General features: G+C 57.4%; 15 protein-coding genes. 6 read left to right on the top strand and 9 right to left on the bottom strand.

Annotated features, from left to right (window positions below):
• Nucleotides 1-23: 23 nt before the first annotated feature.
• Complete coding sequence (locus WBK19_RS14845) at nt 24-443, bottom strand: putative toxin-antitoxin system toxin component, PIN family (protein WP_511291037.1); 420 nt, start codon at nt 441-443, stop codon at nt 24-26.
• A 182-nt stretch (nt 444-625) separates the two neighbouring features.
• Between WBK19_RS14845 and pgm the strand changes: the two genes are divergently transcribed.
• Entirely contained in the window at nt 626-2263 is a 1638-nt protein-coding gene (pgm, locus tag WBK19_RS14840; RefSeq protein WP_511291035.1) for a phosphoglucomutase (alpha-D-glucose-1,6-bisphosphate-dependent), read from the top strand.
• 800 nt (nt 2264-3063) lie between these two features.
• Here the strand turns inward: pgm and WBK19_RS14835 are convergent.
• The 4 genes from WBK19_RS14835 to WBK19_RS14820 form a co-directional block, all read right to left on the bottom strand.
• Nucleotides 3064-3288, bottom strand: coding sequence for a hypothetical protein (locus tag WBK19_RS14835; protein ID WP_511291033.1), 225 nt, complete (start codon nt 3286-3288; stop codon nt 3064-3066).
• Nucleotides 3289-3523: 235 nt separating this feature from the next.
• A complete protein-coding gene (locus WBK19_RS14830) occupies nt 3524-3826 on the bottom strand; it encodes a hypothetical protein (protein ID WP_511291031.1) in 303 nt (100 codons plus the stop codon).
• On the bottom strand, nt 3819-4097 hold the full coding sequence (locus WBK19_RS14825; RefSeq protein ID WP_511291029.1) for a hypothetical protein: 279 nt from the start codon (nt 4095-4097) through the stop codon (nt 3819-3821). Before WBK19_RS14825 ends, WBK19_RS14830 begins: the two co-directional genes overlap by 8 nt.
• Nucleotides 4098-4182: 85 nt before the next feature.
• A complete protein-coding gene (locus WBK19_RS14820; protein WP_511291027.1) occupies nt 4183-4572 on the bottom strand; it encodes a hypothetical protein in 390 nt (129 codons plus the stop codon).
• Nucleotides 4573-5244: 672 nt separating this feature from the next.
• On the opposite strand from WBK19_RS14820, the gene WBK19_RS14815 reads away from it, so the two are divergent.
• Nucleotides 5245-5691, top strand: a complete 447-nt coding sequence (locus WBK19_RS14815; protein ID WP_511291025.1) for a hypothetical protein — start codon at nt 5245-5247, stop codon at nt 5689-5691.
• Between the two features lie 274 nt (nt 5692-5965).
• Here the strand turns inward: WBK19_RS14815 and WBK19_RS14810 are convergent, their stop codons facing one another.
• From WBK19_RS14810 to yidD, 4 genes are all read right to left on the bottom strand, one after another.
• Nucleotides 5966-6382, bottom strand: coding sequence for a hypothetical protein (locus WBK19_RS14810; protein WP_511291023.1), 417 nt, complete (start codon nt 6380-6382; stop codon nt 5966-5968).
• A 67-nt stretch (nt 6383-6449) separates the two neighbouring features.
• A complete protein-coding gene (locus WBK19_RS14805; RefSeq protein ID WP_511291021.1) occupies nt 6450-6734 on the bottom strand; it encodes a hypothetical protein in 285 nt (94 codons plus the stop codon).
• Between the two features lie 663 nt (nt 6735-7397).
• A complete protein-coding gene (locus tag WBK19_RS14800) occupies nt 7398-8093 on the bottom strand; it encodes a hypothetical protein (RefSeq protein ID WP_511291019.1) in 696 nt (231 codons plus the stop codon).
• Nucleotides 8094-9008: 915 nt separating this feature from the next.
• Nucleotides 9009-9338 carry a membrane protein insertion efficiency factor YidD gene (gene yidD, locus WBK19_RS14795; RefSeq protein ID WP_511291017.1) on the bottom strand — a complete coding sequence of 110 codons (330 nt, stop codon included), beginning with the start codon at nt 9336-9338 and terminating at the stop codon, nt 9009-9011.
• 267 nt (nt 9339-9605) lie between these two features.
• On the opposite strand from yidD, the gene WBK19_RS14790 reads away from it, so the two are divergent.
• From WBK19_RS14790 to WBK19_RS14775, 4 genes are all read left to right on the top strand, one after another.
• Nucleotides 9606-10565, top strand: coding sequence for a tRNA dihydrouridine synthase (locus WBK19_RS14790; RefSeq protein WP_511291015.1), 960 nt, complete (start codon nt 9606-9608; stop codon nt 10563-10565).
• Nucleotides 10562-11242: a tRNA (guanine(46)-N(7))-methyltransferase TrmB gene (gene trmB, locus WBK19_RS14785; protein ID WP_511291013.1), complete on the top strand. Its 681-nt coding sequence runs from the start codon at nt 10562-10564 to the stop codon at nt 11240-11242. Before WBK19_RS14790 ends, trmB begins: the two co-directional genes overlap by 4 nt.
• A complete protein-coding gene (locus WBK19_RS14780; RefSeq protein WP_511291011.1) occupies nt 11239-11553 on the top strand; it encodes a YkgJ family cysteine cluster protein in 315 nt (104 codons plus the stop codon). Before trmB ends, WBK19_RS14780 begins: the two co-directional genes overlap by 4 nt.
• Before the next feature lie 237 nt (nt 11554-11790).
• Entirely contained in the window at nt 11791-12672 is an 882-nt protein-coding gene (locus WBK19_RS14775; protein WP_511291009.1) for an alpha/beta fold hydrolase, read from the top strand.
• Nucleotides 12673-12727: the final 55 nt, after the last annotated feature.

The raw sequence follows: 12727 nt of genomic DNA, 5'->3' as shown, positions 1-12727 counted from the left end.
TCAAGTCGGGCGCCAGGTTTGCCTCAAGTTGCCAGTAACAGCGATGCCGCCGCCGGTTTGACGATCTGGAAGCCAAGGGTGGTTCTCCCGCGCAAGCAGAGCAGCGCCTTGTCCTTGCTGACCAGCAGGTTGGCACCGCAGCGGGCGGCCAGCTCAAGGAATTTCTGGTCGTCCCTGTCCTTGCAGCGCGGCAGCTTCGGCGCTTCGCCTTCGGGAAAAACCTCGACCAGACTGGTGTAGCGGGCGTAGCGTTCGACCATCATGTCAGGCGTCAGCTTGAGTTGCGGATAGGTCAGCACGCGTTGCAGCTCGTCGAGCGTGCGGGCGTCGACGACACATTGAATCCGCCCGGCCTCCAGCGCCGCCATGATCGGCACGGCATCGGTATTGCCCCAGTGAAAGAGGTCGAGGACGACATTGGTATCGAGAACTAAGCGCAGCATGGGGTGGGATTATATGCGCCAGGGCACAGTTCCTGCCGGCGGTTGGGTGCAGAATCCAGTCGCCGGTCGTCCCGTTGCTGAGTGCGAAATACTTGCCGGTCATAAACCTTTGTTACCATGTCGTCCCCGCTGCTGGCAGATGCCGGCAAGCGGCCGGAAAACCTCTACCCCAGGACATCACCATGGCGCATCCCCTTGCCGGCCAGCCGGCCCCGAAATCCAGCCTGACCGACATTCCCGCCCTGCTGGCGGCCTACCGGAATCTGCCGGACGCCAGCGATCCGGCCCAGCGCGTTGCCTTCGGCACCAGCGGGCATCGCGGCACGGCACTCAATGGCAGTTTCAACGAGGCGCACATTCTCGCCATCGCCCAGGCCGTCGCCGAATACCGCGCCCAGGCCGGCATCAGCGGCCCGCTCTTCCTCGGCAAGGATACCCACGCGCTATCCGGCCCAGCCCAGCTGACTGCCCTCGAAGTTCTCGCCGCCAACGGCGTGCTAACGCATCTCCAGGCCGATGACGGCTACACGCCGACACCCGTCATTTCGCGCGCCATCCTCGTCCATAATGCCGGCAATCTGGCCGAGCGTGCCGACGGCATCGTCATCACCCCCTCGCACAATCCGCCGCAGGATGGCGGCATCAAGTACAACCCGCCGCACGGCGGCCCGGCCGACACCGACGTTACGGGCTGGATCGAGCAGCGCGCCAATGCCCTGCTGGCCGACGGCAATCGCGGCGTCAAGCGGCTTCCCTACGCGCAGGCCCTGGCCGCACCGACGACCCGGGCGGTCGACCTGATGACGCCCTACATCGCGGAACTCGGCGAGGTCATCGACATGGACGCGATTCGCAAGGCCAAGCTGCGCATCGGCGTCGATCCGCTGGGCGGCGCGGCCGTCGCCTACTGGCAGCCGATTGCCGAGCATTACGGCCTCGACATCGAGGTGGTGAATCCGGCGGTCGATCCGGCCTTCGGCTTCATGACTGTCGATCACGACGGCAAAATCCGCATGGATTGTTCCAGCCCCTATGCCATGGCCAGCCTGGTCGCCCTCAAGGACCGCTTCGACATTGCCTGGGGCAATGACGCCGATGTCGACCGCCACGGCATCGTCACGCCCTCGCTGGGCCTGGTCAATCCCAACCATTACCTCGCCGTCGCCATTCAGTACCTGCTGTCCCATCGTCCGCAATGGTCGGCGGCTTCGGCGGTCGGCAAAACCCTGGTGTCGAGTGGCCTGATCGACCGTGTTGTCGCCGGGTTGGACCGCACGCTCTACGAAGTGCCGGTCGGCTTCAAGTGGTTTTCGGCCGGCCTGCTCGACGGCAGCATCTGCTTCGGCGGCGAGGAAAGCGCTGGCGCCAGTTTCCTCAAGCGTGACGGCACGGTGTGGACCACCGACAAGGACGGCATCATCCTCGGCCTGCTCGCCGCCGAAATCACCGCCGTCACCGGCCAGGATCCTGGCCGCCATTACCAGGAACTCGCCGCCCGTTACGGCACGCCGTACTACACCCGCATCGACGCCCCGGCCAGTCGCGAACAGAAAGCCGCCTTCAAGCAACTGACCGGCGACAAGGTCAGCGCTTTAACGCTGGCCGGCGAAGCGATTACCGCCCGCCTGACCACGGCCCCCGGCAATGGCGCCGCCATCGGCGGCCTCAAGGTAAGCACCGCCAACGGCTGGTTCGCCGCCCGCCCATCGGGCACCGAAGACATCTACAAGCTCTACGCCGAAAGCTTCAAGAGCGCCGAACATCTCGCCGAACTGGTCAGCGAGGCGCAGGCGATCGTTACGGCGGCACTGGCGGGGTAGGGGGGCGGACGGACTGCTTGGTGCCCTTTGCGGACATAGGCCAGTTGGGAAAGCGGACGCTCAGGAACGTTGTAGGTAAGGGGCGCTGCGCGGCGGTTTATCGCGCAGCGTCCAGCGACCGGAGGGAGCGGCCTTGACCGTAGTGTTGGGCGCTAATTTATTGGGCATGGCGCACCACCCACCCATAGGGTGCAATAAACAGAGCAAGCAATCCGATTGACTGTACGGCGGCAGTAAGCAGGGTCTTGGCCGGTTGCCGATTTAGCCATGCGTACGACAGAAAGAGAACTATTGGCATGCCCAGTATTAACGACCAGCGAAGTTCTGTGGTGTTTGGGATTTGTGCCCCAAGAATGGACAAGAACGACTCGACAAATATACCTGTGACAACTGTTAGTGCGACCAGAGCGAAGGTGACGTTGCGAATGAATGTGCTCATAAGGTTTGCGACGCCCAACGTGCAAGGTAAGGGGCGGCCCGCTTGCGGGACGTCCCAGCGGCCGAAGGCCGCGCCTTGACCGGAATGTTAGAAGGCATTGCTACCCCTGCGATAGAAGCGGAGTGCGACCAATGAGGCGGTGGCGCACCATAGGAAAAGCCAGAACGAGCCAAGGCTGAAAAACGGTGTAGCGATGTACGGATAGTTTTCCGTGTAACTACATTCCCACGAGGCATAGTTGAAACTGCCGCCATGGTCCAAGCATGCGTCGGGAGCAAAAAATTGCCCGATGAAATACCAGAGTGCAACAAGGCTGGGCAGAAAAATCAGGCCTCTGGTGATTGAGGTGCGCATATGGACGCTAAAAAATGAAGAGATCAAAAAAGCCAGGGCGGTATTGCACTGCCCCCCATTTGATTGACAGGGCAAGAATGCCCGCTGCGACTACAACAACAATAACGAGGATTGCATACCACCCGGCAATAACACGACCGAGTGGCCAGAATGCTTCCCAGAAAACGAGTGGATAAGCAATAGCTCCTGATGCAATGAATGCTAACCAGAGAATTAGTTTGCGACTGAACATGACTTCTAACGTTGTAGGTAAGGGGCGCTGCGCGGAGCTTTATCGCGCAGCGTCCAGCGACCGGAGGGAGCGGCCTTGACCGCAGTGTTAGCAGGCAGAGTTTGCATACTGCTCCAATAGCATTTCAGTTAGCTCGGACGGCATATTTTGGGGGAAATTGGCGTTGGAGAACTTTTGTTCGAGCTCGGTCCGCGTATCGAAGCCACTGGTTACACCGTGAATCACAAGTACGAGCCTAGTTTTTGTCAGTGTCGCCATATTTCTTCTCCAACGAGCGCCACTGCAAGAATTCCCAAAAGCGCATCAATCCAGCAACGACCAGTGCCAGCACCGTGCCTGCCACGAGAACCAAGAAGCTCAACCAATTGAACTCCACGAGCCAGAAGGTCCGGTAGGTTTCCAATCCGCGACCACTGCGCACCATCTCAATGGCGGTGGTGATCATGTAGCCCATCCCCGAAAACGCAGCGATTCCGGCGACCACTAGGCCAATGAAGAATAGCTTCGGGAAAGGTGGGCGCTGCTTCGGTTCAGCCATGACGTGACTTTCGCCAGGCTTCCCAACGCACATTCGCTTCGGCAACAACTGACCATTGAACCAAGCCAATTACCCCTGCCAGTAGCGTGCCATCTAGTGATCCATCAAAACGGAGTTGCCAAGATAGAAGCGCAAGGGGTAGCCCTGTTATCCCCAGCACGAATTGGGCAGTGAGGCCGTATTCACCGTGACCGGCGAACGTGTTGCCGAAGAAGGCGATGGCGACCCACATGGCAGCCCATGTGCCATAGTATTTCGTGACCTTCTTCATTGCCGGATCAATCACACCAGAACCCTCACAATCGCTCCGTATGCGGTTATCTGGACTTCATGTCTATCGAGGCTGCCTGCGTTATTCACAGTGCTTGCTGCCTTGATCGCGGTCGTTGGTGAATCCAGTGACCAACAAGGCCGCTGAGGCTCTGTATTGGCATCGTGAAAATGATTGTGGCAAAGGCAAAGCCACTGACTGCCAGCCAGTCGGAAGTGCTGAAAACCTCGATGACAACGAGGCAGACTAAAGTTACGACAGAAACAGAAGCGCCACCAGCGCACCCAACCATGCGATTTCCACCCTGTCGTGCTATCCGGTTTCCTGCAACGATGGGGAGAAGTAGGGATGACGCCAGCCATGAAGCGCTAAGGATGTGGTCATTGGTTATCGAATAGCCATGCACCATAGCAAACAGCAGAAACTCTGCTGACCAGACGGGAAGTAGCGCGAGGATGAAACGATTGAGGGCCATTCGTGCATCCTGCCTCAACTCTATTGGCATATCAACCATGGCGCGATCATGGCGCATTGTTGGCAGGTGGGGAAGTCTTAGAGCGAAAGCGACCTGCTGATGCCCTAGCTTGTAAATTGCCGGGTGTGGATTTGAAAATCACGCCATCAAGGAGCTGACGAGCGACGAGATTGAAGAGATACGTCGCAAGGGTGTGGCGGAAGAGGAGGCGATGGCGTGAAAGAGCCTATCCACCAAACAAATGGGGCGGCGATACACGCTGCTAAGGCCAATAAATACGGATGTTCAATCTCGGCGGCCAGCATTGCGAAGAGATTGCCCATTGAGGTCATGGTCTGAAGCCCTAACGTGCAAAGTAAATGGCGTGCCGCTTGCGGCACGTCCAAGCGACCGAAGGGCGCGGTTTGACTGTGCCTTCTTTCCAAGAGCGGCTACCTATATTGGGCACGGTGTCTTCAGCCATCGGACAGAAGTCGGCCAAGAGCGGCCCCTCAAGAAACGCCTCCATACCGGACGTTGGTGCTGTCCGTATGATTGCTGATTGATAAGGAGACCGGCATCAGATAATCTCCATGTCATTCAAAAACTTAGGGGCGATTCAATCGCGTCCGTATTATTAGCAATCATCCGGACGTTTCTGTTCGTGAATAACTGTTATGCCTCGGAGCCAATGTGAAGTTCTTTACGCTTGAATGGTGGGAGTCTGGCTGCGAAGCGGCGCTTGAAGTATTCGCGCGCTACGACGCCCATCTTTCCGCCATCCAACTTCGACTTCCGCCGGCTCTGGTTGAATTTCAATCTGGCTTCACGCTTCATGACTCTGAAATCAAGCGAATTTCCTGTGACTTTGAGCGAGAGTCACTGGTGTTGGAGTTTGACGGCTGGGACATCAATCTCACCCATCCCATCTACTACACCCTCACCTTCTCTGGCGTGTCGGTATTCGAGCAGCTATTCCCAAAGGAAAAGGAATTCGAAGCGGAGTTGGGTGATCTTGGCTATTGGGAGTTCGACATTTCGTCCAAGGGAACTGAAGTGCGAATGCTCTTTGTCTCCTCGGCCGAGTTTCGCGTTGTCTTCACCGACTTTGCCTTTGAACATGTATCCACCAAGGCATAACCCGGCAGTCGAGTGGCCCTGCGCAAAAAGCCGCGCAGGCCACTCACTTCTACGTTCCTGAACGTCCGCTTTGCCAAGGCACGACCGGCAGCAAAGGGTGTGGCGGAAGAGGAGGCATTGGCCTAGTTCTTGGGCCTGCTGCTGACATATGGGGCGGCGATGTCGGCATCGTAAGTGCCTCGGGATAGTCAGAGGAACTATCGTGGTCGGGGCATGAGCGCCCAAACTGTTGCATCATCATGTCGCAGCAGTGCCTACTCATCCTTGTCTCCGGTTAGTCACACTTGAATATCTTTACCTTGCCGTTCTCGAAGTGATAACGACCACAATCATCAACAACGTCGTTAAGTTGGCATAAACCGTGGCCGGGAGGCAGTTCAGCCCCATCGAGAGCTTTCTTGTCCAGAGGCATGATGCAGTGTCCGACGCAGTCTTTGGAGTTCCGGCACAGCTTTCCCGCGTCAGCATACGGCAGCACACAGTATGAATATCCCTCACCGGAGAACCACTCTCCCCGTCTCTGAACACATTCCGTCTCGGTGCGGATCGTATTGCCCTTTGTCCTCTCTTTGCCTACCGGCACACGACTAATTACACCAGGGGCGAAATACGGGCTTTCTGCGACCGCATTGGTCGCGACCAGGATGGCACTTGCCAGCAGAGCAAGACGCAAACGCTTCCCTTTAGTCATTGGCGGCCCTCCCAGACCCTCACAATCGCTCTATACGCGGCTTTTCCACCTTGGGCGTGCCTAGCAACTAACGGGAACTGCCCTGGGTGCCTAATTCGCATCGGCCTCGCTCATAGTCATAACTACCCCCTGCATCCAGGCACTTATCGACCGCAATCTGCTTGGGCAGATCGAACACCAATACCAGACCAGCCAGGATAGCAACTAGCCCCGCCAGGACGGCCCATTTCCCGATGAGATAAAAGGATGGCGGCCTGCCCTCAAGCCCGACAGGGATGTTTCGTTTGACTACCCAATGTAGTCCAACCACCACCAGGATCAGGCCAGCAACCTCCGGCCATTCAAAGCTCATTCCTTCAACACTCCCCTCGCCTCTCCCAGACCCTCACAATCCCTCCATACGCGGCTTTCTCGACCTCAGACATGGCTTCCCACGGCGCGAGTTATTAAAGGGGGGTCTGCGCTCTGGATGACAACGCTACTGCACGTTCAAATGCAACGAGGCAGCGTGTCGAAAGCGATGGCTTGCCCTTAGCCAGAAGCCACGGCATTAGGTCTTCATTGGCGAATGGCGGGGTGAGTCCGTTTGTTAGAGCGCCAATCTGTGGAAATATCCGGTGGTAAATTTCGTTCAAATCTCGGAGGCATCGTGGATCATCAACGCCAGGGCCTAGATGTTCGTATGCGTCACGAGCAACCACCGTTAGCTGATGTCCAAAGTGGGCTAGAAAACGTGCTTGCTGGCTTGGCGGCAAGTCATCTAGGTATTGTTTGCACTGAGCAGGTGTAATCGCCATAGTTTTAACACCTTACTGTAACGACAAGTGCATAGCAACCATGGCGCGATCAAGGCGCATTATTGGCAGGTGAGAAGTCTTAGAACGAAAGCGACCTGCTGATGCCCTACCTTGTGAATTGCCGGGTGTGTATTTGAAAATCACGCCATCAAGGAGCTGACGAGCGACGAGATTGACGAGATGCGTCGCAAGGAAGTCGAGGAAGAGGAAGCCCTGGCCTAGTTCTTGGGCCTGCTGCTGACGTATGGGGCGGCGATGTCGGCATCGTAAGTGCCTCTCCATGAGCGCACACGCATCGAAGTGGTGTAGTAATACTCGTAATTGGCACCGGGAATCTCACTGGGCGGAACTAGGTTGCTCGAAAAGACCCCATCCTTGATGTTGGCGTCGCCCGTGCAGATATACGAAACCACGACAAGCTGCTCGTCGAGCAATTTCCGAATGAGTGCTATGGCACCTCCCGGTTCGTCGGCATTGCCAAGCACGGAGAAGAAGTGCTGGTGAATTGACGCGTAGAAGACTGTCACCTCTTGGTTGTAAAGGGATGACACTTCCAAAGGGCCGCCCTTCGATCCCTCTGGTGCAGGAACCTGAACGTTAAAGAAATTCTCCCCATCGTCAGCAACGATGGTCAGATGGCGCTCCCAGTCCGGGAAGGTCGAAAAAAGGTCTTCCGCCATCTGGCGAGAGAATGGTTCTAGCTGTTCAAGCATGTCCCGGCATCCAGCGCCGGAAAGTCCAAGCCTTAAAAGGTGAATATCGGCTGCTTCTTCTGAGCTGTCTGCTTGAATTTCCCACAGTAACTCAGCGTCGGCGGGAAGATGGCCGGAGCGTCTTTGTTGCTCTTCGGCCTGCACAGAGAGAAGCGCCGTCCCTGCCGGTTGCAGACGGAACGCTCGATAACGGGACTTCATGCTAATCGCGCCTCCCAAACCCTCACAATCGCTCCATGCGCGGCTTTCTCGACCTTGGGCATGGCTAACTTTACCCGAGTTATTCACGGGGCCTCCAGGGGCTTGCCACCAAGCATCGCTTTTGAACGCCTCTCAGCAGGCCATCGCACCGGATCGGCTGCATTCAGCCAAGCGTAAAATACAAAGCAGAATGCTGCATAGCCACCGGCTGGCAATGACACTATCAGACCAAGCCAGAGAAGTAGCTTCTTTCGACCAGTCACGCACCTGACTCCGGGTTGAAGACAATGAGTTGCGGCGACTCAATGAAGGAAGCGTCACGGTCTGACAGATGAGCGTCGTCAATTTGCACGCTGCACGGCCACATCCCGATGTATGTTTCATAGAGTTCTAGGATGTTCATACCTTGGCTTAACTGTAGTGTTATTGCTTATTGGGGGATAAGCCCCAACCAATCGCCAACAAAAAGACACGCTGCAAGTGAAAAGAAATAGACGATGGTGAAACCACATGCTGTCGGTACTGGGCGACGTGGGTAGTGGGCGACTCGCAAGAAAGCAAAAGAGAGCAGCCACGGCAATAAAATGCCAAGTAGCCACAGTGCCAGAACGTGCTGAACCCCCCATGCTGAGTTTGGCTTTCCAAGCGACACAATTTCGATGATTACTATTGCGACAGTTATGTAGAACCAGATTCGGCTAGATATGTGCGGCAACAAGCTCAGCCCTGCGGCTAGGACTAAAGGTGCAGAGAGAAATAGGAGCCAAAGCATATGCGGCCTAACGCAGCATTATAAAAATAGTGATCATGCCAGCATCGTGCCTTGAACCATATGGAATATCAAGCTGATCACTTACATCCAAAACTCGCAGCGAATGTCAGCTTTGAAGTAATTTTATGAGTGGCCGATTTTTGTCAGAACGGCCATATGCAGCATGCTGTTCCACCGCAGTCGAGGGCGCCAACGACACACTCTTTAGGGTATGGGTCGTGCCAAGTGCCATCTTCCCTGCGCTGTTGTTCATGCTCATCAGCGAGAGCCAGAGACGCCTTGCGGCAGCGTGCGAATTGCCTCGGTAGCACTTGGAGCAAACGCACAAAACCGGCTCGTAATACAAAGCGGCGCGCGAACTCAGAGCAGGAGCAGCGGCCTGTTTTTGCTCGATAAGCACATGAATAACCCTTCAGCGGTGAAAGGTGGCGTTGGTAAGAGGTAATGGCGTGAGCTGCTGCGTATCGGAGCATTTAGTCACCTAACATTTATTCAACGAACTCACCGGTCCGCATATGCAATGATAGTACAGACCGGCGAAAAGTCGCTATGCCGATGGCAATAATGATCTGGCGAATAGCAGCAATGGAGCGGTTTCTTGAAGGACCGCTCATGGCCGATGTCTGCCAATTCAAATCGTTCCCAACTTCCCCGATCTTCGCGTTTTCCTGGTCTCGCCAACTCGCCAGCGTCGGCGGCTTATAATTCGCCCCTTCCTTTTCTGACCCGGATTTCGCCGCATGTCCCGCATTCTTCTCGCCCCCATGGAAGGGCTCGCTGACGATTTGTTGCGCGGAGTGCTGACGGCCATTGGCGGCTACGACTGGGGCATCTGCGAATTTGTCCGGGTCTCGGCCAATGTGCTGCCGGCCAAAACCTATGAGCGCATCTGCCCGGAACTGATGAATGGCAGCAAGACGGCGGCCGGGACGCCGATGCGCGTCCAGTTGCTCGGTTCCGATCCGTTTTTGATGGCCGCGAATGCGGCGCGGCTGGTGACGCTCAACCCGGCTGGCATTGACCTCAATTTTGGCTGCCCGGCACCGACGGTGAATCGCCATCGCGGCGGGGCTGCCTTGCTCGGCGAACCCGAGCTACTGAACGAGATCGCCAGCGCCGTGCGCGCCGTGGTGCCTGCGCACATCCCGTTTACGGCCAAGATGCGCCTTGGCATCGACAATACCAGCCGGGCCGTCGACAACGCCCAGGCGCTGGTCGCCGCGGGCATCGACGAACTGATTGTGCATGGCCGGACCAAGGCTGATGGTTATCGCCCGCCGGCGCGCTGGGAGTGGATCGACCGGGTGCGCGCCGCCATCGATATTCCGCTGATCGCCAACGGCGAGGTATGGACCGTCGAGGATTTTCGCAATTGCCAGGCGGCGACCGGTTGTGCCGACATTATGGTTGGCCGCGGTGCCGTGGCCGACCCGCTGCTGGCGCGGCGCGTACGTGGAGAGGAAACCGGAGGCTGGGATGAAATCAGGCCGGCCGTTGGTGATTACTGGCTGGGCGTACGCAAGAAAGTGGTGGCGGTGCATGCTGGCGGCCGTCTCAAGCAATGGCTGGCGATGATGCGGCGCCATTACCCGGAGGCTGAAGCGCTTTATGACCGGCTGCGGCCGATCAAGGGGGCGGCCGATATCGATTCAGCGCTGGTCGCCGAGGGCCTGCTGACGCCGGAACGGCTGGCGGCATGATGGACGAACCCGTGTCTGGCAACTCCCGCTTGATTTCGAGCGCCCAGGAAGGACCGCACCGCGACCTCGAAGCGCTCGTCCGCCGCCACATGGCACACCCATTCCGGAAGCCAGTTGCCGATTACAACCGCGAGGCTTTCGCGCTGGCCATGGCGGCACGCGAGGCGTGGAATCCGCAGGCGCCGCTGATCCTCGATGCCGGCTGCGGTGTCGGCTGGAGCACGCAGCGCATCGCCGAAAGCTTCCCGGATCATTTCGTTTTCGGCGTCGATCAGTCGGTCGACCGCATCAGCCGCGGCAAACCCTTGCCGATGCCGGCCAATGCCGCGCTGATCCGCGCCGATCTGGTTGATTTCTGGCGCCTGCTCGCCGAGCATAAAATTCGCCTCGTCCGCCATTACAACCTCTACCCCAACCCGTGGCCGAAGATCGGCCATCTGACCCGGCGCTGGCAGGGCCATGCGGTGTTTCCGGTGTGGCGCCAACTGGGCGGCGAGGTGGAGTGCCGCAGCAACTGGCGCATCTACATAGAGGAAATGGCCCAGGCGCTGAGCCTGCTGAGCGGCCAGACAGTGGTTGCCGAGCCGTGGCAGACCAATGACCCGATGACGCCCTTCGAAAAGAAATATCTCGCCTCAGGCCACGAGTTGTGGCGCTGCCGGGTCAGCCTGCCATGAGCGTCTGCCAGACCTGCGGCGCCTGCTGCGCCAGCCTGCGTGTCGATTTCCACCCGGCCGAGCTGGCCGGTGGCGCCTTTGCCTGGGGGCAGGGCGTGCCGGTGGAAATGACGGTGCCGGTGACGCCAGCCATCGTCCGCCTGTGCGGCACCGACGCCAGCCCGCCGCGCTGCGTTGCGCTGGCCGGCGAGGTCGGTGTGGCGGTGCAATGCACGATTTACGACGTTCGGCCCTCGCCCTGCCGGGAGTTCGATACCGAACATGCGGCCTGCAACAAGGCGCGCCAGCGCTGCGGGTTGCCGCCGTTGTAGGTTGCGGAAGTCGGAGAAAAGGTCGGCAACTTTGTCGCCCAAAACGGCCATTCGAGTATTGCGCCCCACGGGCTGACATGCAGTTGAAGGGGACGCTCGGGAAGACCTCTCTCGTATGAGCAGACAACCTTCTGCAATAATCAAGTAAGCAGTTGTGGCCCTGACCATTCCCGCTGATGGCCGGCTATTCGAGGTATTCTTTCACTTGCAGGACAACTGCTAAATGGTAGCTAATTCATGCAGAAACTCATCACGTCACCTCGAGGCCTAAACCTCTGGACCCAATCATTTGGAAAGTCAGAGAACCCCTCTATCTTGTTGGTAATGGGGGCGATGAATCAAGGTATCTTCTGGCCAGACGAATTCTGCGAAGAACTGGCCTCGGCAGGCTTTTACGTAGTTCGTTATGACCACCGTGACACCGGAAAATCATCAAAGATTGATTTTCAAGCGAACCCCTATGACCTCAATGCGCTGACTGATGATGCGGTTGATGTCATTCAAAGCTACGGGTTGGACCAGCCGACCGTCATTGGACTGTCGATGGGCGGATACATCGCACAACTGCTGGCGACAGGCTTTCCGGATATTCTCAAGCGCATTGTGCTGATTTCATCGACTGCCGACCATCGGCCTTACATGGCCGCCACAATGGGGAATAGTACTGAGCGCTTTTCCCTTCCTGGCCCTGAACAAAGTTACCTAGACTACGTCTTCGCTACCTCACTGAATCGACCGCAATCACTGGACAGTGTTCTGCAAAGCATGAGTGACGGTTGGAAAGTGACCTACGGCGGACCGCGCCCATACCCAAAGATTCAACTGGAGCAGGCTTTACGTGTTGCAGTTCAGCGCTCGCCCGACATAGCAGCAGGTTTCCATCATGGCCTGGCAGTTGCGGCATCGCCTGACCGCTTGCAACTGGTCACCCGAATTAACGTGCCGACCCTGGTGATACATGGACGATACGACGCCTTACTTCCACTGGCCCACGGTCAATACTTGGCGACAAACATCAATGGCGCCCAGTTTGAAATTCTTGATATGGGACATTCCTTCATGTGGTCATGGAACAAAGAAGTCCTCGCGTGCGTTCTGAGGTTCTTACAGTCAAAGTGATTAATGCCTTTAAGGCCATTGGCGGCTTAGCGTTCTGAAGCTGCCATCCCAGCCT

The sequence above is a fragment of the Azonexus sp. genome, assembly GCF_049652925.1.
In the GTDB taxonomy this organism is placed as follows: domain Bacteria; phylum Pseudomonadota; class Gammaproteobacteria; order Burkholderiales; family Rhodocyclaceae; genus Azonexus.
Note: the sequence above shows the minus strand (reverse complement) of the source record. Positions and strands in the feature narration are given on the sequence as shown.

Coding starts and splice junctions, on each gene's coding strand:
- WBK19_RS14845 (WP_511291037.1), bottom strand. CDS start 443: ATGCTGCGCTTAGTTCTCGATACCAATGTCGTCCTCGACCTCTTTCAC.
- pgm (WP_511291035.1), top strand. CDS start 626: ATGGCGCATCCCCTTGCCGGCCAGCCGGCCCCGAAATCCAGCCTGACC.
- WBK19_RS14835 (WP_511291033.1), bottom strand. CDS start 3,288: ATGTTCAGTCGCAAACTAATTCTCTGGTTAGCATTCATTGCATCAGGA.
- WBK19_RS14830 (WP_511291031.1), bottom strand. CDS start 3,826: ATGGCTGAACCGAAGCAGCGCCCACCTTTCCCGAAGCTATTCTTCATT.
- WBK19_RS14825 (WP_511291029.1), bottom strand. CDS start 4,097: ATGAAGAAGGTCACGAAATACTATGGCACATGGGCTGCCATGTGGGTC.
- WBK19_RS14820 (WP_511291027.1), bottom strand. CDS start 4,572: ATGGCCCTCAATCGTTTCATCCTCGCGCTACTTCCCGTCTGGTCAGCA.
- WBK19_RS14810 (WP_511291023.1), bottom strand. CDS start 6,382: ATGACTAAAGGGAAGCGTTTGCGTCTTGCTCTGCTGGCAAGTGCCATC.
- WBK19_RS14805 (WP_511291021.1), bottom strand. CDS start 6,734: ATGAGCTTTGAATGGCCGGAGGTTGCTGGCCTGATCCTGGTGGTGGTT.
- WBK19_RS14800 (WP_511291019.1), bottom strand. CDS start 8,093: ATGAAGTCCCGTTATCGAGCGTTCCGTCTGCAACCGGCAGGGACGGCG.
- yidD (WP_511291017.1), bottom strand. CDS start 9,338: ATGCTCCGATACGCAGCAGCTCACGCCATTACCTCTTACCAACGCCAC.
- WBK19_RS14790 (WP_511291015.1), top strand. CDS start 9,606: ATGTCCCGCATTCTTCTCGCCCCCATGGAAGGGCTCGCTGACGATTTG.
- trmB (WP_511291013.1), top strand. CDS start 10,562: ATGATGGACGAACCCGTGTCTGGCAACTCCCGCTTGATTTCGAGCGCC.
- WBK19_RS14780 (WP_511291011.1), top strand. CDS start 11,239: ATGAGCGTCTGCCAGACCTGCGGCGCCTGCTGCGCCAGCCTGCGTGTC.
- WBK19_RS14775 (WP_511291009.1), top strand. CDS start 11,791: ATGCAGAAACTCATCACGTCACCTCGAGGCCTAAACCTCTGGACCCAA.